At 39.2% G+C, this 21,004-nt stretch carries 21 protein-coding genes; 16 read left to right on the forward strand and 5 right to left on the reverse strand.

Going from position 1 to position 21,004, the window contains the following annotated elements; translation table 11 throughout:
* The 6 genes from B5F87_RS21160 to B5F87_RS06620 all read left to right on the forward strand — a co-directional run.
* On the forward strand, positions 1–191 hold a 191-nt coding region (locus B5F87_RS21160), incomplete at its 5' end, for a hypothetical protein (RefSeq protein WP_204246056.1).
* A gap of 92 nt (positions 192–283) precedes the next feature.
* Positions 284–1,114, forward strand: a complete 831-nt coding sequence (locus B5F87_RS06600; RefSeq protein WP_087278627.1) for a MerR family transcriptional regulator — start codon at positions 284–286, stop codon at positions 1,112–1,114.
* Positions 1,115–1,160: 46 nt separating this feature from the next.
* Positions 1,161–2,132, forward strand: a complete 972-nt coding sequence (locus B5F87_RS06605; RefSeq protein ID WP_087278631.1) for a serine hydrolase — start codon at positions 1,161–1,163, stop codon at positions 2,130–2,132.
* 107 nt (positions 2,133–2,239) lie between these two features.
* Positions 2,240–2,989: a MerR family transcriptional regulator gene (locus B5F87_RS06610; RefSeq protein ID WP_087278634.1), complete on the forward strand. Its 750-nt coding sequence runs from the start codon at positions 2,240–2,242 to the stop codon at positions 2,987–2,989.
* 71 nt (positions 2,990–3,060) lie between these two features.
* Positions 3,061–3,789: an ABC transporter ATP-binding protein gene (locus tag B5F87_RS06615; protein ID WP_087278636.1), complete on the forward strand. Its 729-nt coding sequence runs from the start codon at positions 3,061–3,063 to the stop codon at positions 3,787–3,789.
* Positions 3,782–4,525: an ABC transporter permease gene (locus tag B5F87_RS06620; RefSeq protein WP_087278640.1), complete on the forward strand. Its 744-nt coding sequence runs from the start codon at positions 3,782–3,784 to the stop codon at positions 4,523–4,525. The genes B5F87_RS06615 and B5F87_RS06620 overlap by 8 nt, the downstream gene beginning before the upstream one ends.
* An 882-nt stretch (positions 4,526–5,407) precedes the next feature.
* Here B5F87_RS06620 and B5F87_RS06625 read toward each other — a convergent pair.
* The 5 genes from B5F87_RS06625 to B5F87_RS06645 form a co-directional block, all read right to left on the reverse strand.
* Positions 5,408–6,064 (reverse strand): DNA cytosine methyltransferase, encoded by a 657-nt coding sequence (locus B5F87_RS06625; protein ID WP_087278643.1) that lies wholly within the window; start codon positions 6,062–6,064, stop codon positions 5,408–5,410.
* Positions 6,065–6,232: 168 nt separating this feature from the next.
* Positions 6,233–8,149 (reverse strand): group II intron reverse transcriptase/maturase, encoded by a 1,917-nt coding sequence (gene ltrA / locus B5F87_RS06630; RefSeq protein ID WP_087278646.1) that lies wholly within the window; start codon positions 8,147–8,149, stop codon positions 6,233–6,235.
* A gap of 679 nt (positions 8,150–8,828) precedes the next feature.
* On the reverse strand, positions 8,829–9,308 hold the full coding sequence (locus B5F87_RS06635; protein WP_242964295.1) for a DNA cytosine methyltransferase: 480 nt from the start codon (positions 9,306–9,308) through the stop codon (positions 8,829–8,831).
* Positions 9,309–9,706: 398 nt separating this feature from the next.
* The gene (locus B5F87_RS06640) at positions 9,707–10,186 is read right to left on the reverse strand and encodes a hypothetical protein (protein ID WP_087278649.1); all 480 of its coding nucleotides are present in this window, start codon (positions 10,184–10,186) and stop codon (positions 9,707–9,709) included.
* Positions 10,187–10,212: 26 nt separating this feature from the next.
* Positions 10,213–10,527, reverse strand: a complete 315-nt coding sequence (locus B5F87_RS06645) for a hypothetical protein (RefSeq protein ID WP_087278652.1) — start codon at positions 10,525–10,527, stop codon at positions 10,213–10,215.
* 131 nt (positions 10,528–10,658) lie between these two features.
* Here B5F87_RS06645 and B5F87_RS06650 point away from each other — a divergent pair, with 131 nt between their 5' ends.
* The 10 genes from B5F87_RS06650 to B5F87_RS21165 all read left to right on the forward strand — a co-directional run bounded on the left by B5F87_RS06650 (position 10,659) and on the right by B5F87_RS21165 (position 20,998).
* Complete coding sequence (locus B5F87_RS06650) at positions 10,659–12,725, forward strand: hypothetical protein (protein ID WP_087278655.1); 2,067 nt, start codon at positions 10,659–10,661, stop codon at positions 12,723–12,725.
* Between the two features lie 945 nt (positions 12,726–13,670).
* Positions 13,671–14,516: a DUF5688 family protein gene (locus B5F87_RS06665; protein ID WP_087278664.1), complete on the forward strand. Its 846-nt coding sequence runs from the start codon at positions 13,671–13,673 to the stop codon at positions 14,514–14,516.
* A 21-nt stretch (positions 14,517–14,537) separates the two neighbouring features.
* Positions 14,538–14,933, forward strand: coding sequence for a zinc-finger-containing protein (locus B5F87_RS06670; RefSeq protein ID WP_087278667.1), 396 nt, complete (start codon positions 14,538–14,540; stop codon positions 14,931–14,933).
* A 218-nt stretch (positions 14,934–15,151) separates the two neighbouring features.
* Complete coding sequence (locus B5F87_RS06675) at positions 15,152–16,297, forward strand: hypothetical protein (RefSeq protein ID WP_087278670.1); 1,146 nt, start codon at positions 15,152–15,154, stop codon at positions 16,295–16,297.
* A 33-nt stretch (positions 16,298–16,330) separates the two neighbouring features.
* Positions 16,331–16,609, forward strand: a complete 279-nt coding sequence (locus B5F87_RS06680; RefSeq protein WP_087278673.1) for a hypothetical protein — start codon at positions 16,331–16,333, stop codon at positions 16,607–16,609.
* A gap of 47 nt (positions 16,610–16,656) precedes the next feature.
* Positions 16,657–16,860 (forward strand): hypothetical protein, encoded by a 204-nt coding sequence (locus tag B5F87_RS06685; RefSeq protein WP_087278677.1) that lies wholly within the window; start codon positions 16,657–16,659, stop codon positions 16,858–16,860.
* A gap of 195 nt (positions 16,861–17,055) precedes the next feature.
* Positions 17,056–18,558, forward strand: coding sequence for an RRXRR domain-containing protein (locus tag B5F87_RS06690; protein ID WP_087278681.1), 1,503 nt, complete (start codon positions 17,056–17,058; stop codon positions 18,556–18,558).
* A gap of 575 nt (positions 18,559–19,133) precedes the next feature.
* Positions 19,134–19,766, forward strand: coding sequence for a DUF975 family protein (locus B5F87_RS06695; protein ID WP_087278684.1), 633 nt, complete (start codon positions 19,134–19,136; stop codon positions 19,764–19,766).
* 114 nt (positions 19,767–19,880) lie between these two features.
* Positions 19,881–20,234 (forward strand): hypothetical protein, encoded by a 354-nt coding sequence (locus tag B5F87_RS06700; protein ID WP_087278687.1) that lies wholly within the window; start codon positions 19,881–19,883, stop codon positions 20,232–20,234.
* A complete protein-coding gene (locus B5F87_RS21165) occupies positions 20,231–20,998 on the forward strand; it encodes a hypothetical protein (RefSeq protein ID WP_204246057.1) in 768 nt (255 codons plus the stop codon). The genes B5F87_RS06700 and B5F87_RS21165 overlap by 4 nt, the downstream gene beginning before the upstream one ends.
* The last annotated feature ends 6 nt before the right edge of the window (positions 20,999–21,004 follow it).

Below are 21,004 nucleotides of genomic sequence, written 5' to 3' on the forward strand. Positions count from 1 at the left end.
CCTGCCGGCGAACTGCCGGAAATCCGGAAAAGAGAAGTGAGCGAAAGATTGGAGCAAATCTGTCCTTATCATACAGGTTTGCTCCAGATTTGTACAGGTACGAGATATCTACCGTTTACGATAAAAGAGGTTCCGAGTTGACAGGATTGTTAAATCAGATAAAACTTGCAATTCTTTTTATATTCGATTAATATGCGACTACCTTGAAAATGCGTATGAAAAGTGCCGTTGACTTTTCCCTTGGGGCAAAGTTTATACTGGTACTGGAAAGGAGGCCTATTATATGTTGACGATTGGAGAATTTTCGAGTATATGCCGAGTATCCACAAAAACACTTCGGTATTATGCAGAAATAGGATTGATACTTCCAGAAAAAATCAATCCAGAAAATGGGTATCGTTATTATTCTATTAATCAGTTGGAGGCTATGCTGTTTATTAATCGGCTGAAGGCGTATCGTTTTTCGTTGGAAGAGATTAAGGCAATTCTTGAGTCAGAGGAGGCAATGGATGACAAACTATATGCGGCTCTTAGTAAAAAGAAAAAAGAGATTTCAATGCAAATGATGATGTACAAAAATATGTTGGAGCAGATAGATGCTGATATGTCTGCCATAAGAAAGGGCAAGTCGATTATGTCATATATGGAAGATATTGGTATAGAACTGGTGGAGGTGCCAAAGATGTATCTTCTGTCCATACGAAAGATGATTCAGGAACAGGATTTTCCTGATGAGTATGGGTATTGCTTTGAAAAGCTGTTTAAGAAAATGAAGGAAAAGAACCTGACAGCATCCGCTCCACCGATGGTTTTATTCCATAGTGATGAATATAGTCCATTTGGACTGGATACAGAATTTGCTGTCCCAATCAATGAGTATGCAACGGGAACAAGGGATTTTTATCCTGGACTTTGTTTGAAAACTGTTGTGCATGGTTCCTACTCTCAGCTCTCTTCTGTTTATGCGAAGCAAATTGAATGGGCAGAAAAAGAAGGGTACGAAAATTGTAATGCACTTTATGAAGTTTATGTAACAAGTCCTTCGGAGGTTTTGCAGGAGAGCGATTTCATTACAGAGGTCTATTATCCAGTAAAAAAGATATTAAAAAAATAAAACAGAAAAAAAGTGTTTACAAATAGGTTAAAGGAAAGGAGATATCATGGATCAGAAAAGGATTAGAGAACTCGAACAAAAAATCAGCACTGATTATGGGAATACCACAGGTGTGGCGGTATTAAAAGAAGGAAAATTGGTATATGAAAAATATTTTAAGGGATGTACAAGAGAAAGCCAGGTTCATGTTTATTCTGTAACAAAAAGTATTATTTCAATACTGATTGGGATTGCAGTAGATAGAGGATATATCCAAAGTGTTGATCAGAAAGTGCTGGATTTTTTCCCTGGATACATAGTAAGAAAGAGAGAAAACACCATCCAAAATATCACAGTCAAGGATATGCTGACAATGACAGCACCTTATAAGTATCGTTTTTTTGCTCCATATGTGAAATATTTTACTAGTGAGGATTGGGTGAAATTTTCTTTAGACCTGCTAGGGGGCCGGGGGAAGATCGGAACATTCCGATATGCACCTCTGATTGGTCCGGATATTTTTTCAGGAATATTAGTAAAAGCAACAGGGCAGTCGGTATTTGAGTTTGCAGATGAAAATTTATTTTCACCATTAGAAATTCATGTAGATGGAGATTTGATGTTTAAAAGCAAGGAGGAACAACTGGCATTTAATGAATCTATAGATACCAGCGGATGGGTACGGGACTCATTAGGGATTCATACAGCGGGTTGGGGACTTACACTTTCCCCTATGGATATGGTAAAAATTGGTCAGTTATATTTGAATAAAGGCATATGGAACGGAAAACGAATTGTATCAGAAAAGTGGGTGGAAGAAAGTACGAGAGAGCATAGCCGATGGAAGAAACATGATTTATCGTATGGATATTTATGGTGGGTAAATGAAGATGGTTATGCAGCGATGGGGGATGGAGGAAATATAATTTACGTGAATACAAAAGATAAAATAGTTGTGTCATCTTCTGCGCTTTTTGTGCCAAAGGTAAAAGATAGGATAGATTTAATCAAAACATATATTGAGCCAATATTTAGATAGACTGAAAATAAACTTGCTATTCAGGGCATTCTACGTCAAACTAAAAACCCTACATTATAACACCAGACTTATAAAATATGACATAATGAGGGATGGAGGTGCGTTGAATGAATACATATAAGACAATAGACATAGCAAGGATAATTGGCATCCATGTGAATACCGTCCGGCTATATGAAAAATGTGCTCTTATTCCTAAGCCGGAACGCTTACCAAATGGATACAGAGTGTTTACCGACCTACATATAGAGCAATTCAAGCTGGCGCGTGCGGCCCTTCGGGTGGAGGTGCTTCAAAACGGCCTCAGAAAGCAAGCGGTGAATATCATAAAGGTTTCCGCTGCCGGAAATTATGAAGAAGCTGCCGTATTGACACGCCGCTATATCCAGCAGGTGGATCAGGAGCGAAAAAATGCGGAGGAAGCAATTCAGATTACCCGGAAAATACTTGCCGGGTTGGATGAAAGAGAACATACAGGCACTTACTTCACACGAAAAGAAGCTGCGGATTTTCTCGGCGTTACCATAGACACGCTGCGGAACTGGGAATTGAATGGACTCTTTACAATCAAGCGCATAGAGAACGGTTATCGTGTCTATTCGGAGAAGGATATACAACGTTTGAAGATCATCCGTTCTCTTCGCTGCGCGAATTACTCACTGGCTGCTATTTTACGGATGCTGCGGGCAGTTGGCGACGATCCCGCCGCAAATATACGTACAGTCATTGATACACCTAATGAGGATGACGATATTATTAAGGCGTGCGACAAGCTGCTTACTTCTCTGGCCGAGGCACGGAAAAATGCGGTCTATGTGGCCGGACAAATTGAAAAAATGCAGAAAATGACAAAATAAAAGCCTACATTGACCCACCATACCACTGAACCATGCTAACCTTTATACATCAAAATAGGAGGTATAAAGGCATGGATGAAACCATCAAAGTAACCGGTTTGAGTAAATCTTACGCCGGAAACAAAGTAATCAGTAACATTGAGCTTTCGATTGGAACAGGCCAGGTGTTCGGCCTGCTCGGAGCGAATGGCGCGGGCAAAACTACCACGATAGAGTGTATCTTAGGCACCCGGGAGGCAGATGCGGGATCTGTTTCTATTTTAGGATTGGATCCTCGAAAAGACAGAAAGCAACTCTTTGAGCAGGTTGGCGTGCAATTTCAGGAAGCCAGCTACTCGGACAAAATTAAGGTTTGGGAGCTGTGCGAAGAAACCGCCTGCCTTTACCGGAAAGCTGCAAATTACGAGGAGCTTTTGAGGCAGTTTGGTCTGTGGGAGAAACGAGGAGCTTTTGTAAATGAACTATCAGGCGGACAAAAACAGCGGCTATTTATTGTTTTAGCGCTCCTGCCTGATCCGAAGGTCGTCTTTCTGGACGAACTTACAACGGGTCTTGATACAAAAGCACGCAGGAGTGTTTGGAAAAGTCTGGACGCACTAAAGCAAAAGGGTCTGACCATCTTTCTTTCCTCACATTTTATGGACGAGGTGGAAGTCCTGTGCGATACAATCGCCATTTTGAAGGATGGAAATTTCATTTTCACAGGAACCGTTCAGGAGGCAATTCACCAAAGCCCGTATGATAATTTGGAAGAAGCCTATTTGTGGTTTACCGGAGAGGAGGAAACGGACGATGAATAAATATGTTACAATGCTGAAAACAGAAATCAAGCTGTCTTTTCGAGGTATGGACATGGTGATCTTCGCACTTTGCCTGCCGGTCGTGGTGGTGGTACTATTTGGCATCATTTATGGAAATCAGCCCGCTTTCGAGGGAGCAGGTTATTCCTTTTTAGAGCAGTCCTTTGGTGCAATTTCCACAATTGCGATCTGTGCCGGTGGCGTTATGGGACTCCCATTGGTGATTTCTGACTACCGGCAGAAGAAAATACTGAAACGATATAAGGTAACGCCAACCAGCCCCATTTTGCTTTTGACAGTACAGGTTTCTATTTATGCTATTTACTCGCTGCTTTCTTTGATATTGGTCTATCTGGTAGGAAGTCTGTTCTTCGGCGTGCGGTTGCCCGGTTCTGTGGGAATTTTTCTGGCCTCCTATCTTCTGGTGATGTTTTCCACATTCAGCATTGGAGTGATGGTGGGCGGAGTCGCTCCGAACATGAAGGTCGCCAGTATTGTTGCCAGCGTTTTGTATTTTCCCATGTTAATCTTCTCTGGGGCAACTCTCCCATACGAGGTGATGCCGACAGCATTGCAAAGGATTGCAGATATTTTACCGCTGACACAGGGGATTAAATTACTAAAAGCAGCTTCGCTGGGCTTACCGATAGAAGTTGCCTGGTTCCCTCTGGTTGTTATGGTGGCTCTGATTATTATTTGCGGAGGAATTGCGGTGAGATTCTTCAAGTGGGAATAAGGTAGTAAAAATCCAAAGAATTTTCAAAACCCCCTTTGGACATTCCCTCCTCCCCGTCCCCAAAAGTAACGTTTTTCGCCCCGCGTGAGAATTTGAGACGCGCTGTTATTGGTGTCCAATGATTTTTTATGTATTTGTTCATATAATAGGATACATAATAAAACGACAGGAGGTTTTGCAATGACAGTACATCATGAAGATATTCAAGACGTTGCGCGGGGCTTCCAATCGGACCTGGAACATGGTTTGAATGACCATTTTACAGGAGAGTAAGGCGGAGAAGACCGGAACTCTCACCCAGAACCGTATGACTTTAGACAAAGCTTGGACCGACGGCATAAAATGTGATGACCGCTTCTGACATTGCAAAAAAACTGGGCGGCCCTTATTTCTATTGCTTTGGCTTTTCTGGCATTCTTTATATCTTTCTCCACACTGTTTGGCATGATCCGGCTTTTTCCCTTACAGAATATTCCTCCGGGATTCTTTCCTAAAATGATTGGAACTCTTTTTTAATATATGCTATACTTCAGTATACTGTAATAGAGCGCGGCGGGTGAGAAAATAACGTTCTTTCGGCGCGCAGTTTAGATAAAGTTTAGGTTCCTGTTGTCTAATGGGCAGGAACAATTGCTATCGGGAGGAATATTTATATATGATTAGAGTATTAGCGATCTGCCACGGCAACATATTATATTGCTCTAAAATACAGCATTATACCTACTTATGAAAAGTTACAGGTGGATTTTTACCACTATTTTACCACTTTTCAAGAATGTTATAAAATAACAAAAAAGTAAATAACTGTGAAATGCAAGAGCTAATTTAACTTCAATTAAAATAGGAAGCATTGTTTTCGCAACACTTCCCATTCAATCTGTTTTATGCAGGAGTCTTTATAATACCCAACTTTACAAGCTGTAAAAAGATAGCTTCTAATACCGGAACACAAATACTGTTACCAGCTAAGCTACATATCTGATTATCCGTAATTCCAGCAGCACGCATCTTTTTGTAATCAATATCTTTAAAACCCATTAAACGGAGATATTCTTTTGCCGTAAGCATCCGGATTTTACCATCATAATAAATAGCTTGCCTTGGAGAGGTCGTGATAGTTTTCGCGTTGTCTCCAACCCGACCTCTACGATTTTTTGATCCTGGTATACTCAGATTGATGATCTGCCATTCATTGATCTCTTTGTATCCTTTCTTTGTTCCTTCTCTGACAGCTAAAGTTCCGTCTTCCAATCGGAAGAGTATTGATTTTTCCCGTTCAGTCAGCTGGACTTCCGGGGCAGAAAAATCAACCGAGATGTCGATGAAATCTTTTAACTTCCATCGTGGTTGTCTTTTCTCGGGAAAAACAAAATTTTCTGCATTTGGAACATTTTTTAGAATCGATACTACGAATACCCTATCCCGATTCTGTGGGATATTATAGTCAGAAGCTGTAAGGACATCCGAATAAGATATGTATCCAAACTCTTCCATCACATCAACGTAATATTGATGACAGTCTTTAAATTTCCACAGCAATCTAGATAGCGATAGGTAAGCCTTTGATGTAATCTCCAGCTTTTCCCCCGCTCCACACCGTGCATGCGACTTTCACCGCACACGGCGTTCCCTCGGTTTAATTTCTTCTTTCAGTTACTTGTTCATAACTAACATAACTATTTAAGGTAGTTTTCTTTTGTTTTACTTTTAAATTGTTTCTAGTCCGATTAACTTTCTATACTTGTTAAGCTTAACTTTCTGTTTTGGATCTAATTGCAATAGCTCTGAATATTTTTGGATGGTTTCATTGCTGGTTGCATGTAACAAAATATGTACTTCATTTAATACTAACATTAAATTCTGATACTCATCTGTTCCGCCTTGAGACTTAGGAATTTTATGATGACAATGTATTTCATTGACATCTCTAAATTCAACTCCTGTGATAGCACACTTGCCATGTTGGGCCGAAAATAAAGATATGCGATTGTCTGCATATTCAATAGACCCGTGTACAGTCTGCTTCATTAATTCATGCATTAATGTCGTATTTATAGACAGGTCCTTGTGCATCATCTTCCTACCTTCCTCTGTATATGGAGTTTTACCTCTTTTAAAATTGGAAGGAGCCTTTGTTTGCACGTAGCCAATTGGATAAATCGGGATTCCAGTCATACTATCATATCTGATAGTCTTAGATTTTCCGTATCTTTCCTTTTCCATTGGTGTTAATTCTCTACCTTTTCTGGCTAATCTACCTTTTTGTCTCGATGGCTTTAATTCATGTAACAACAAATCATTTATCTTCCATGCCACAATTGCAAAGTCTTTATTTACATGTGATGCATGCTGATAATAATTCTGCATCCCCATAACCATAGAATTATATCTATATGTTTGTGTTGCAGCATCTTTATCATCAGCAGGATGAGCTATTCTTTTGATTTGCTTTTTAAGTTTTTCTGTTTCTCTGGCTAGATTTTTATCAGCGACATGTGATTCCGTAACAAATTTTCCTCTTTTATGCTTTAATCCAATCTTAAATCCAAGAAAATCACAATACTGTTTTTCTATATTAACGATTTTAGTTTTTTCCTCAGAAATATCTAGGTTAAGTCTATCTTTCAGCCATTTTGTAACGGCTATTTTGATATTGACTGAATCCTTTTTATTTCTGCATACTATTCTAAAATCATCTGCATATCTGACAATATACATTTCTTTTAGCTTCGTTTTCTTCATGGCTCTATATCCGCTACCTTTATTTTCACTGCCATTTTTGTTCATTCTCACTGAATATTTATACGCCACAGGATTATTTTCCCATTGGCTTTCAATCCAGTGGTCCAATTCGTTTAACACTATATTGGCTAAGAGGGGAGATATTATACCACCTTGAGGTGTTCCTTTTAGGGGCCTAATCTTTTCTCCATTTGGTAGCATTATTGGTGCACTTAGAATCTGTTTGATTACATAAATGAGCTGTTTATCATGTATTCCTAAAGCCCATATTTGTTTAATAAGCTTTTTGTGGTCTACATTATCAAAGAATCCTTTAATGTCGAACTCTATAACATAATGCAAGTTCGAGTATACATTATATTTTTCAAGTTCAGCTATTGCGTTTTCTGTAGAACGTCCAGGCCTGAACCCATAGCTATGATTACTAAATTTGGCTTCACATATGGGTTCCATTACCTGTTTTATACATTGCTGTATTAGTCTGTCCCACATACAAGGAATTCCTAATGGTCTTGTTTCTCCATTCGGTTTGGGAATGTCTTTTCTTCGTACAGCTCTTGGGTTATAACCTCTTTTTCCCGTTACAATATGCCTAACATTTTCAATGATTTCTTCTGATGACAGACTCTTTAAATCTTTAATACTGATCTTGTCAGTACCAGGAGTGATGCTGCCACCATTAGTTTTGATATTTCTGTATGCCAGCAAAATGTTTTCCTTACTTAGTATGATTGGCATTAATGATTCAAAACTTTCATTTTTGCTTGATTTTTCATATAGTTCGTCAAACATTTTTTGCATATTGTAATATTCATTGTGTCGGATACTTGTCACTGTTGTTTGTAAAACTTCTTCCTTCTTCCTTACATATTGTTTCGCCATAGGGCATCACCTCCTTATCGGAGGGACTTCTTTTGGTCATACTCGAAATCCCTATTACGAACAATGTACTGAATTTTGAAATTAAATCGACTTGAGGCCATTACTCCTACTTCCATTACAGAAGTTATCAACACTTCGACCTCTACTTTTCAGCACCAGTTCAACTGCTTATTGTTCTTCGTCAGTTTAGATTTATTTGAATCTCTGATACCTTTCCTTGTTCCGATAACCCTATCTTTACATATACCTTTAGGTTCTTACTCTAAGCCTGTTTGACTTGAATACGCCTGTAACGTATTATGGATTTTCATAACGTACAAATTTTACTCATCCACATCAAACTTCCAATTAAGGAAAATTGCATTTCTACAATTTGGAAATTTAGACTCGTACATTCGCAAGTTCGTCAGTTCCTTCGGTTTGGAACATTCTAACCATGGGTATTTTATAGACTTCCGGCATATAGGATACATAGCTTACCTCTAAACCACTTTCGTCAACTTAATGTTACGGTATCTCTCTGCCGACTTCAGCGGGCTTCATACGGTTAAACTTTCGTTTTATCACGCATGCCGCAGTATCAAAGGAAGCGTTTCCAGGCGTTACCCCTTCATTCCACTTTTCGGGTTATCAGTTTACAAACTGATATAATTATGCAGTTTGCAGCTAACCTTTTCAGTTAGCAACAAGTCGCACGCACGTTTTCCCATATCACGACTTTTGGCCTCCTGGATAATTCAGGATTTCCATGCGCCGGTGTAGGGTCGAGAATCTGCAGGGTGCGTTCAAATAAGATTGAACGCCCAGTGTTCATGTTATTTTTTCCCTCATTGCTGAAATCCTGGCATGGGCTGCCATGTACAACAATATCCGGGCTCATATCCCAAATCCGTATGTCCTGCGGTTTAGGTCCACAATCAAAAATCTGATTATACGCAAGAACTGCATAAGGCAGTACCTCCACATAATCTATAGAGCGCGGGTCATATCCGATATTCTGTAATGCTCTTCGTGGCGCTCCAATCCCGCCAAACAATTCTAATAATTTTAATGGTTGTCCATCTCTATCTGGATCTGGTATTCCCTTTTCTTTCATCGTTGAGAAGTCAAGATTCCGAAAATCAAGTACAACATCATTTTTTTCTCGTTCTTTTGCCATTTTTTATTCCTCCTGATTATGATTTTTATTGCGGATCTAATATGTTGTCTTTAAAAAGAATATTTTACTGAGTTATTTGAGATTTTTTAAGAAATGATTTCGTATGAATAGTTTGTATCCCCGTCTGTATTGTGACAAACGGGGATTTTTTTATGCTTTTCTAATTGCCAGTCCTTTTGATGCTACAGCGGGAAGAAATGTACCTAAGCTTTCTGTTGGAAGGATGATCTGATGCCCATCCATCCGGATAAAATGTGTGAATTGATCGGATGTTCGTTGATCGGATTTGTTCAAGTATATCTGTCCATGTATGTAATATGTCTTCGCCTTTTCCTGCGTTAAATTTGCGATAGCTCCTACAGAAGAGAATAAACTCCCATGGTCATCTCTATATTGATTTAAATTTCTCCCTCCTCACCAAAGATTGGGTATACAGATATGATTGAAAACCCAAAACGGGAATGAATATCTTTCACCGCATAGATACCAATATTTTTACAATACATTGGTCCATTTTTCCAGTTATGGGAAGGAGACTTGCTGTATCCATGCCCAATGATATCATCGGTCCAAATATCATGGTACACTTTTACATTGTGGCTACTATTATAAAGTAGCGCATATAGAAAGCATTCCCTTTCCGTTTCATCCATCAAGTCTTTGCGGATGTATTCTGCGACCAACTCCATAGATATATCGAATGTAGTCGCATATCTTTTCCCTTCGTGGAGTAAACGATTGATCAGGTCCTGATCAGACTTATGAGTGTGATACATATAAGCGTGTTCAGGTATATCCCTTTCACCAAAAGTACTTACGATACTTTCGATTTGCTTGCTCCATACTTTCATTTCTTTTTTTATCTCTAATCCTTTCATGTGTGTCCTCCTTTAGAACATTTTGTTTAATAATTACTTATTTTTTTATACTCCTGCTCTGGCAGGATATAAGTCCGGGTACCATATTTCAGCAGTACCCGCTTTTTCTTTCTTTCATCGGCAGCTGTTTCTGCCGTAAGGATCGGAACCAGTAAGCCTTCCTCTTTCTCTTTTTTCTGGCACCGTGCCACTTTAACTTGACGGTGAAACGCATTGCCAGATAAAGGTGTTCTCATGTAACATGTGCCATTGTCATATAACACCTGACATGTTATTCCTTTTCTGTCATGAAGCTTTTTGAGATATGGGATCAACGCTTCATTTACTTTAAATTTGTTCATGATCATATCCTCCTTCAATTATGATTTTTTTATCAAATGTAATATGGGCTTCCGTTTGGGATTTTTTTTAAATTATTTTTGTGTTTACGAACACATTAAAGCTATCAATTATATAGAAAGAAGGGATATATATGGCAACCAACAACCAATTTAGTTTCAGGGCTTCACAAGAGCATGAAGAACAAGAAAATAGCTCTCCTGAAATGCAAACAGATAATATGGATACGCAAGAAAACATGACAACCGATGAATATATCCGGGAGCATGCCGCAAAGAATGGTGTGATTGGTGGTATCCGGGGCATTTTTCTTGCTGTCGTAGACTTTATTTCACAGGCAATCGGTACTGTAGTAAGGAATCTCCTTTGGAGTGAAAGAGTTCAGGATTCTATGGCTTCACGGATCCGTGGGAAAGATGTCGATAAAAAAGAAGATAAGAATGTAAATCGAAAAGATAAAAACATTGACGAAAAAGAAAAAAGCAATGATGTAAAAGAGAATAATAAAGGCAAGGAGTTAGAGAAAAATAGAAGCGATGAAGAGAAAAAAGAAAAAGATAACCCCAATTTAGATAAGCAAAATAATTCACCTATCCATACACTCAAACCCAGATCATTTTATAATGAACGGCTTAAATGGTATGATGCAGAAATCACAAAGGATCTGGAAAAGATTGCTTTTAAAGACGGACAAGACTCTTTTATTGTCCCGTTCAAGGGAAAAGAGATAACGGCTGATATGTTTGTTTCAGCATTTCTGTCCAGAGATGGCAATGGAATCGTAAAAGCAGCGATGAATTCTGCCCTATTAGCAGCAGCTATCAGTCAGCAGCCGCAAAACTTACGGATTCCAATTGGGGCAGGAGCGGAACATATTGAAGTAGATATTCAAACAGAAAATGATGGAGCGTATACAGTGTTTTTCAATGGTGAAAAAATCGCAGGCAATATTCCGGAATCTATGTTCATTAATCCAAACAACCTCGAAATGCTCATAAAAGAACCAGTGACAACCTATGCACACCAAATAGCAGAAAAGAATCTTACGCCATCTTTTCAGATTTCTGATGAGTTAAGTATTCAGCAAGATGTACAAGGGCATATCATTGTATCCGCTGCGGGAGAGAAAATTGTAGATACAGAAATTCAGTCCGACTATGATCTTACCGCTTTGCGTCAGACATTAATTAGTACAGGGCAAGTCTCGCCAGGAAAGGCTTTTGCTATCACATCGTTATATGCACCTGCAGTGAAGGATTACATGGATTGCCGGGTAGGGGATATTTCAGATGGAAGTGCTCATCTGGTATGTAGAGACGGACAGATCTTGCAGTATTATCCTAAAAAAGAAATTGATTCTTATGTTGTTCCGTTTCATGAGGGCGATTTTTCTAAGGCTGATCGTAGACAAAATGTAATGTATGAACTGGATGGAGATAGTAAGAGGGATATCCCGTTTATAGCTGAAACATGGAAGGATATCGCATATGCACAGAATATAGATAAGAAAGAATTTCAACATTTCTTAAATCGTTCTTCCGTTGACTGGAATGCCCTTCATACGAAGGATGGAGAACTATCTTTTTTCCGGCATGCAGATGGAGTGGTATATCATCGCTATATCGATCCTAGTGAGTTTGCTGATGTTAAACACATTTCTGATATCTGTACCGAAGAACCTATAAGATCTTTATCCGAAGGGGAGCAGCAAACTATTTTTAATGGAAAACCAATTTTATTTATTGATGAACATAATTCCTGTGCAATGGCTACTTCTGATGGAAATGAAATCCACCTTATGAATTTAGATGAAAAAATTTCTGGATTTAGTTATAAAATGCAGGAATCAGAACCTATCCATATTCCTGAACCGCACACACTCTCACAAGAAGATTTTGACACATTCTTGGAAAAGGTTGAGGAATATTATCAAGATGCAGCGGAATGCCGCGATATTGCTCTGGATTATGAAAGGGAACAGTTCCCATTGTATGAATCATCAACGGTAAAGTATAAGTTCTGCGAATGTCAGCCTACAGAGGAATTGGCATTAGATGGACAGCCGGAAAAGGAATTCGATGATCTTGATCTGGATATCGATGAGGATAAAGATTATTCTGACATCCCAAATTATGGACATTCTTCTGTTCCACCGGAAGAAATGTATAGAGATATGCCGGATGAAGAATTTTTTAGATAAGGAATCACTGCCCCGCTTACATGGAGCGGGGTATATTTTTTTTGCGAAAATAAAGAATAAAGAAATGCCATATTAGGAGTGTAATTAAATCAAAGCAAGGAGGTTTTTCAATGAGAAGAAGAAGGATATCCAATTGATTTCTTTGATATGGAATTTGATGTAGATACTGGTATCACTTTGTTCACTGATTTGAGTGAGGACAGGCAGGATGAAATACTTGCTTCTAAGGAACGTTATAATGAGCATATTTTGATGCAGTAGAACCAATGAAAGGGAGGGTGATGTAATCGATGCCGGATATCAATAATAAGTCCATAAGGTATGCATATTATGAAGATGGACGAAAAGAGATTTTTTCCATGCGCGATGCATACCGGATGTTTAAGACAAAAGTTGACAACAACCAAAAAGCAAATGGGACAACTTTCCAAAGTTGGCTCAGTGAAATGGAAAAATTGCAAATCTTAATAAAATGTAGGAGGTTTTCTTAATGTACGTGAATCCAAAGAAATACTTTCTCTCATTCTTTTACTGGAGGTATGACGGATACTGGGAAGCATTCCATGGAGGCTTTTCTTAAAAAAAGAAACGTTCCTTTAAAGATTTCCAAGTATTGAAGACACACGGTAGAGATTCTTTTTCTTCAATGAAAAAAGACATTCTCATACAATATGCAGAAGAGAATGATTTACTACAAATGCTTGAGTCATCGTTTGAGAAAGAGTCGTACCGCTTATTCGCCATACGTTGGATGTTAAGGGGATTATCTCCAGAGGACGCAGTACATAAAGTGAAGGTAGATGCCGAAGTAGGACAGAATGCAAGGAAAAAATAATGATGAAAAGCTTATGGGATGTCCCATAAGCTTTTTTTAAGAATTTTTTGAAAGAAGGTACATATTGAATTTGCAAAAATTAATCATCAAAACAAGTAGGAGGTATAGAAATGAGGAACTTTGAAGAATTTGTAAATGAAGTTAAGGATACGGTAAAAGATCATTTACCAGAAATGTATCGAGATGCAGAAGTTGTGGTTATCGAGCACAGGAAGATAAACAGTTGTTACACAGGACTTACCATTTATCCCAAGGATTCTGTTGCTTCCCCAGTCATTAATTTGACACAAATGTATCAGGATCACGCACATGATATGACAGAAGTAATGAAACACATCGAGAACACGTTGTTAACTCTTCCTGATAATGTAAAAAAAATGGATGTCTCTGACATTTTGGATTATGAATCCATAAAGGAAAAATTGTTCTTAAGAGTGTCTTCCATTAAAAAGAACGCTGCTTTCTTAAAAAATGTTCCATACATAGCAGTAGAAGACTTAGCTTTAACTTTCCATATTTTGGTCGGACAAGATGAACAGGATATGGCATCTGCCACCGTTACTCATCAAATGTTAAAAGACTATGGGGTTTGTATTGAAACGCTGTACAAAGATACTGTTCAAAGTAGCATGACGTTGTTTCCTGCTAGATTCATCGATACGATCCTTATGACTGTCGTTACTAATGATAAAGGAATCAATGGGGCAGCATCACTTTTTTATCCGGGAATCATGGACAAAATAGGTTCAGAAATCGTATATGGAAATTATTACATTCTACCATCTTCTATCCATGAAGTGCTGGTGGTTCCAGATACAATCATTGAAAGCCCAGATGAATTAAAACAAATCATTAAGGCTGTAAACAAAGAGGCTGTTGCACCAGAAGAGCAGCTGTCAGATGAATTATACTATTATGATACAAAAAATAAAATTTTTAAAAAGATGAAAGAATAAAATAGAAATGAGGAATGAATCATGAATTTACATCCAACCGTCTGTAATCTGTGCGGTGGAAAAGTAGTTTTCACATCCAATACGCTGGTTTATGGAAAATCTTATGGATCTGGAAAATGCTATTACTGTACAGGTTGCCATGCATATGTTGGTACACACGTACCTCGCCCAAACGAAGCGTTTGGCATCCTCTCTAACAAGGAAATGAGAAATTGGAAGATGAAATGCCATCATAAGTTTGACTCGTTTTGGAAAGACTTTCCTTCTTCCAAAAAAAGGCATAGCGCCAGAAAGCGAGCATATAAACGTTTGTCCACAGAATTAGGCATCCCCGTTGAAGAATGCCATTTCGGTTGGTTTGACCTTGATATGCTGAAAAAAGCGTATCAAATTCTTTGTGACTGGACTTCCGTCTGAGAGAGGAGATATTACGATGTCTTTAAGAATATGAGCGGGAATTCCCGTTCTTATTCTTAAAAGTATATAAGGAGGCAGAAAAACGAATGAGAAAATATAATTTATGATCTTTTCACTATGAGAAAGCGTATGCATCGCATGCGCTTTTTTAATGTTTACCTAAAACTTAATCCATATTGTTTATGTAAAACTATTTTCAAAACAAGGAGGTAAATAAGATGAAAGTGAAAGAAATAAGGGAATTATTGGTAATTTCAGAGAGGAAATATCCGGGATTAGAAAAGGTGATTCAAGGAAAAACAGATGATGCCGAACTGGATCTTCTGGACAGAAATGATTGTGTTGCTGCAAAATTGTGGAGTCGGGAAGATGTGGAGGGTGAACTTGAGAATTTAATCCATGAGGACTGCCCAACCGCATTTTTACCGTATGCACCTGCAATACAGAATCGTGAACGCATTATTGATGAAGCTGTAAAACGAGGTTCATTCCAGATCTTATCTGATTGTACAGATGAAGATTGGGGAATACTCAACGAAGCCTTAGATTATGCTGTCCGTAGTTTTTTTAAGGATCAAATGACAGAAGGTGTCCTCCAGGTAGTCGATGAATTTAGTGGAAAAATCATAGACTCTGTATGTTGCCATGTTAACATAATTACCCATGAAGTGACATTGGATAATCCATGTCATAATTTTCCATATTCCCAGGATAAAGATATTGCTTGCAAGGTAGTGTCTTCTTCTGGAAAATATTCTGGAAATGTGTTTCCATCAGATATTTGTCCGGATGATTTGGTGCATTTAGTAGATGAGTTAGATCCAACACAGGTTTTTTGGATGCTTTCATCGTATTTTCCTTCAAAACAAAGGACATTTGGATGGTTGGAAAAGTATGTACCGTGCGGAAAATGCCCGATACAATCTTATTGTAAAAAGGGTAAAGGAAATTACGCTATCTGTAGAATCGGAGAATTAGCAGATGTTTCCATTGATCAACTTAAAGAAATGGCTGAAAAAATATCATTTGAAAGCTTTATCTCAAAAGAAGATTCAAAAGATATAAAAGAAGTGTTTTATGATTGCATCATAAATTACATAAGAAAAGAGCATGGTACAAATTACTTCTTAGCTTTTTGTAAAAGCTTACCTTCCAATGTGGAAGAAGAAATCTGGTCGGATGGATCTATGATCTTATGCAAAGATGGAAAATCAGCAGAAACAATCGCGAATATTTTAGAACTGATGTATAAGAAGGAAGAAATTGAAGTGGTTATTGTGACCGGATATTATGATCCGATCGAAGACAAAAGAAACGATGAAGTAGATATGTATACCGGTTGGTACTATGTGTCCATGGACTAGTAAGTAAGAGGAACAGGGAGGAAATAAAATATAATGACGAACAAAGACTATATCATTGATGCAATAAAAGAGTTTTGTTATGACGAAGGATATGAATTTTTGCAGGATTATTCTGGTCGAGGGATGTACGGCTCTTGCTGTGTAGGGTTTGTATGTGATAATATACTGGAAACGGTAAGTGATCTATTTGCCTATATTATTGACGGAGACGAGGATTTAAGCGTTGGCGATATGTTATCAATAACTGGATATCCAAAATCAGATAATATGGGACGTAATTATATCCTGTACTTTCCTAAGTTAAATGAGTAATATTACTTTAGTCAAAGAAGAAAAATATGTAAAGGAGATTTTCAAAAATGAAGTATGCTGCAACAGACTTAATCGACGAAATGTTAGCATTGAAGGAGAATCTTTCCGTTGTGTCGGAATCAAATATGCAAGATATGTTAGATCATTTAAGTGATGAAGAAAAAGATATATTGCTTAGACTGTATGTTAACGAGAGTCGAAAGGGGAAATATAATGGATGTACAGAAGTTAGGTCAATAACCCCTGACTAAAGTCAGAGGCTTGCCTCGGTAAGCTCCTTGCTTTAGCTAGGTGTTAATGAGCAGAACCATGACCTGCCGTTCACTCCAGGGTGATGCCAAGCTCTGGACACTTGTGCAGGCAGGCCGAGGTTATGGCGCACAACAGGACATGCTCTGGTTTATACCTGAGTCTGTCCTGACTTATCGTATTTTAAAGGAAAAACTATGGTTTATGTTTTAGATCAGAATGGGGACTCACTCATGCCTACAAACCGGCATGGATGGGTACGCCGGGCCTTGAAGTCCGGGAAGGCAAAGGCCGTGCGGACAATGCCGTTTACGATCCGGCTGTTCTACAGGACCACGGATCCTGTCTTACAGGAGATCACGTTGGGGATCGATCCGGGACGGGAAAATATCGGCGTCGCTGCCGTCCGGGAAGATGGCACATGTCTGTATGCGGCGCATTGCGAAACGCAGAATAAGAAGATCAAGAAGAGGATGCAGAAAAGGAAGGCCCACCGTCAGGCTTCCCGGCGCGGGGAGCGTCTTCGTAAGAAGCGCCGGGCAGCAAAGAAAAGGACGATCCACACGAAGATCGTTTACTTCGATACTCCGATGGGGAAACGCCCGAACATCAAGATCGATGGGTGCTTTTTCCGGATACTGCCGGGATGCGAAGAACCGTCTGTGTTCAAAGACATCATCAACACCGAAGCGAGATTCTCAAACCGGCACCGGGAGGAAGGATGGCTGACACCGACTGCCACGCAGCTTCTCCGGACGCATATCAATCTGGTACGGAACATCCAAAAGATCCTGCCGGTCTCCCGCGTGGCCCTGGAATTAAACAAGTTTTCGTTTATGGAACTGGAAGCTGGAAGGAAACTCCTGTGGTGGGAATATCAGCAAGGCCCGATGTATGGAAAGAAAGACCAGATGGAAGCCCTGCGTGATATCCAAAATGGGAAATGCCTGCTCTGTAAAAAGGGAGTGATCACCCGGAAGCACCACATCTACCCGAGGCACCTGGGCGGGACCGACCGTCTCTCTAATCTGGCCGGGCTTTGCGAAAAATGCCACGAGGAACTCCATCATGATAAGAAGATGGAAGACGATCTGAAGAAAAAGACGAACGCCCGGAACAACAAGTATGGTGCAGCCTCCACCGTAAATCAGATCATCCCATACCTTGCCGATCACCTGGGAGATATATTCAGGGACCAGGCTTATGGCGTAAAGGGATGGGAAACAAAACAGTTCCGGGATGAGCACCATATCAAGAAAACGCACGAGAACGATGCTTATTGTATTGCCTGTATGGCATTGGAACACTCAGCCGGGATCGCCAGTCCAAAAGGACACTATGAGATCCAACAGTTCCGCCGGCACGACCGTGCGTTGATCCATCGCCAGACAGAACGAAGGTATTATCTGGATGGCACAGGAGTCGCTGCGAACCGAAGAAAGCGGATGGATCAGAAAGAGGCACAGAAGATGCGTTCGAGGCTGAAAGTAAAGAAGAGCAGCCGTTCTTATAATGATCCGGACCGCACACTTCCTGGGGCGGTATTCCAGTTCGAGGGAAAAACTTATATTATGAAGCTGCAGATCACTAACGGACAATATTACAAAGCCCTTCATGGAAATACCAAGAACATCCCTGCGGCACGCGCAAAGATCTTATGCAAAAACCGAGGGTTAGTAACCGTCTTATTTTGTAATTGAGGGCGCATTCATCTCCCGGTATTAACCGGGAGTATTCTGCTTAACAGTTAAATAAATACGAACAAATCAATCTTGCAATGTATAAATCTATCAAAATAATAATACCGCCGGTAATTATCCGGCGGTAAAAAGTTGAGCACAGAATCGTTTTCGTCTCTTTTATACATGTGACAAAATCTCTTCTAATTCTGCCCCTAAAAGCAGGTTTTTATTTTCTATTGTTTCTGTGTTCTTTTTCTCTTTATTAATAATGATTGTCACATCTTGAGTACCCATCTTAACCATATTCCACAGATCATCGTGAAACGGTCATCCAAAATATCTCCGGCGTAATATTCTTTCCAGGGAATGCATGGAAAATTCATTTCTTTTAATTCATAAAATCCCGTGAACTCTTCCTGTGTGAACTACTCGACAATTGAATTGCCGAGGATTAGTCGCCGAACTTTCCTAAATCCAAAGATTATAGGCGGGGAGAGTTCAAGAAAAAGATTGGATATTTTTAAATTTCACTGCTCGGCACTTCCATATTAATAATGCTGAAAGGCAAATTTTAAAAGAAAGGAGAGGATCACATGAAAAGAGCTTATGATTTTCGGATGATAGCCAGGGATAGTTTGCGGGGACATTGGGCACCCGTGATAGGAGTTTCATTTCTTGCGTTTTTAACAGGGGCTGAAATTACGATGAGTACGAGCTTTATCTACACATTGTTGAATATCGCGGATGAGTCTATTTTGATCTTTGCCATCAACATTATCCGTCTTGCTATTGGAAGTCTCGTCAGCCTCGGTCTGATGCAGTACAATTTGACCTTGATCGATAAAAAGCCGGCCTATTGGAAACAGTTGTTTTGCCACACATCCATATGGGGAAAAGCAATCTGGCTTCAGGTAAGGACTGGGATATTTATCCTTCTGTGGATGCTGCTGTTGATCATTCCAGGAATCGTCAAAAGTTATTCCTATAGCATGGCAGGATTTATCATGTCAGAAAACCCCGAGATATCTGCCAAAGAAGCGATGGAAATGTCTATGAAGATGATGGATGGAAATAAATTCCGTTTATTTTGCCTTCGACTTAGTTTCATTGGTTGGATGCTATTGGGTATTTTGACTTTTGGAATTGGATTCCTGTGGATTATCCCATACATGAATGCGGCAACAGCGGCATTTTATGATGAGGTGTCCCGGAATGTGAAAGGATAATTATTGACAGTCTGGCAGCTGCACGAATGTGCAGCTGCTTTTTTTTACAAAAAAAATATATTTCTTGCGCTCATATTGGGATTATAAGTATTTCAAATGTAAGGAGGATAAAACATGAAACGTAGTGAACAAACACGCCCCAAATTACCCAACGGACCAATATTTGGCGAAGATATTGATCTGAGACATGTCAAAATAAAACCTTTATGCTTAACCCCAGAGTCTATAAAAATAGATATTGATGAGGGTGAACGCGCCGAATTTGTCGGACAACTTATTGACATTTTTGAAGATTTTCTGGAAGAAAAAGGAATCAATATTCCCAATGAAGAAAAAGAAGAGAGCGACGATCCAGCTATCTTATATGGCTCGGACTATGGGTATCTGGAATCAGAAATTATAGACACCTTAGTTAATTGGGGAGCCCATCATTCAAAGGGAAACACAAGGGAGGAGGATACACTTTGAAAAGGAAATTTTTTCAATACAAAAACATTGATATCATAAAGGCACTGGAGATCATTGCAGCAGACAATACGCATCATTATCTGCAATATGATTTCGAAGTTGATAAAAAAATGCTGCTGGAAAATGCAAAAAGGAAACATCCAAAGATCATGCTATGGATGTCCCGTGACTGTGGGACTTGGTGCTTTTTTGAAAAAGAAGTATTCATGAGAAATAGCACGGCTCATCAGACATGGACATATTATGAAAATTCCAATGAAAAGATCCTTGCGTATGCTATCGAGTCTACTGGTATTAAAAATGGTGTGTTGGTAGGTAATCTCTATGAGTTGAATTACCGTTTCCATGTAAAAACAGTCCGGCAGTCTGCTGTCCATGCAGATAATTGCGAATTTGTTTTTGAAAATGGAACAGCAATTTACCCAGCTTCCGAGTTGTCTAAATGGCAATATGGACACCCACAGCTTGGAAAATACCAGGCGAGTTTTCCGATTCCAAATGATGAGGAAAAACTAAAAGTTGTCTTAATGGAAGAAAAAAAGAAGCGGGGGAAATTAATGGAAGGAGATATCAATAAAACAACAGATGTTCTTCTTAGAAAATTGTGGTCCAAACTTGAAGATGTGCCTGTCAATCCTGAATCCGAGAAACTTGAGTCTGACTTCCTTTTCTTCGAAAAAGGAGTGGATAAATATGAAGACGTTTGGCGATGGTTCGATAACAGGTATCCTGGCGGCGTAGCAGCGATACTGGGAGCAGAATGAAGAGGA

The sequence above is a fragment of the Eubacterium sp. An3 genome (assembly GCF_002159465.1).
Lineage (GTDB): Bacteria > Bacillota > Clostridia > Lachnospirales > Lachnospiraceae > Anaerobutyricum > Anaerobutyricum stercoris.

Excerpts from the sequence above, each read along its gene's own strand:
- B5F87_RS06600 (WP_087278627.1), top strand. The coding sequence starts at position 284 with ATGTTGACGATTGGAGAATTTTCGAGTATATGCCGAGTATCCACAAAA.
- B5F87_RS06605 (WP_087278631.1), top strand. The coding sequence starts at position 1,161 with ATGGATCAGAAAAGGATTAGAGAACTCGAACAAAAAATCAGCACTGAT.
- B5F87_RS06610 (WP_087278634.1), top strand. The coding sequence starts at position 2,240 with ATGAATACATATAAGACAATAGACATAGCAAGGATAATTGGCATCCAT.
- B5F87_RS06615 (WP_087278636.1), top strand. The coding sequence starts at position 3,061 with ATGGATGAAACCATCAAAGTAACCGGTTTGAGTAAATCTTACGCCGGA.
- B5F87_RS06620 (WP_087278640.1), top strand. The coding sequence starts at position 3,782 with ATGAATAAATATGTTACAATGCTGAAAACAGAAATCAAGCTGTCTTTT.
- ltrA (WP_087278646.1), bottom strand. The coding sequence starts at position 8,149 with ATGGCGAAACAATATGTAAGGAAGAAGGAAGAAGTTTTACAAACAACA.
- B5F87_RS06635 (WP_242964295.1), bottom strand. The coding sequence starts at position 9,308 with ATGGCAAAAGAACGAGAAAAAAATGATGTTGTACTTGATTTTCGGAAT.
- B5F87_RS06640 (WP_087278649.1), bottom strand. The coding sequence starts at position 10,186 with ATGAAAGGATTAGAGATAAAAAAAGAAATGAAAGTATGGAGCAAGCAA.
- B5F87_RS06645 (WP_087278652.1), bottom strand. The coding sequence starts at position 10,527 with ATGAACAAATTTAAAGTAAATGAAGCGTTGATCCCATATCTCAAAAAG.
- B5F87_RS06650 (WP_087278655.1), top strand. The coding sequence starts at position 10,659 with ATGGCAACCAACAACCAATTTAGTTTCAGGGCTTCACAAGAGCATGAA.
- B5F87_RS06665 (WP_087278664.1), top strand. The coding sequence starts at position 13,671 with ATGAGGAACTTTGAAGAATTTGTAAATGAAGTTAAGGATACGGTAAAA.
- B5F87_RS06670 (WP_087278667.1), top strand. The coding sequence starts at position 14,538 with ATGAATTTACATCCAACCGTCTGTAATCTGTGCGGTGGAAAAGTAGTT.
- B5F87_RS06675 (WP_087278670.1), top strand. The coding sequence starts at position 15,152 with ATGAAAGTGAAAGAAATAAGGGAATTATTGGTAATTTCAGAGAGGAAA.
- B5F87_RS06680 (WP_087278673.1), top strand. The coding sequence starts at position 16,331 with ATGACGAACAAAGACTATATCATTGATGCAATAAAAGAGTTTTGTTAT.
- B5F87_RS06685 (WP_087278677.1), top strand. The coding sequence starts at position 16,657 with ATGAAGTATGCTGCAACAGACTTAATCGACGAAATGTTAGCATTGAAG.
- B5F87_RS06690 (WP_087278681.1), top strand. The coding sequence starts at position 17,056 with ATGGTTTATGTTTTAGATCAGAATGGGGACTCACTCATGCCTACAAAC.
- B5F87_RS06695 (WP_087278684.1), top strand. The coding sequence starts at position 19,134 with ATGAAAAGAGCTTATGATTTTCGGATGATAGCCAGGGATAGTTTGCGG.
- B5F87_RS06700 (WP_087278687.1), top strand. The coding sequence starts at position 19,881 with ATGAAACGTAGTGAACAAACACGCCCCAAATTACCCAACGGACCAATA.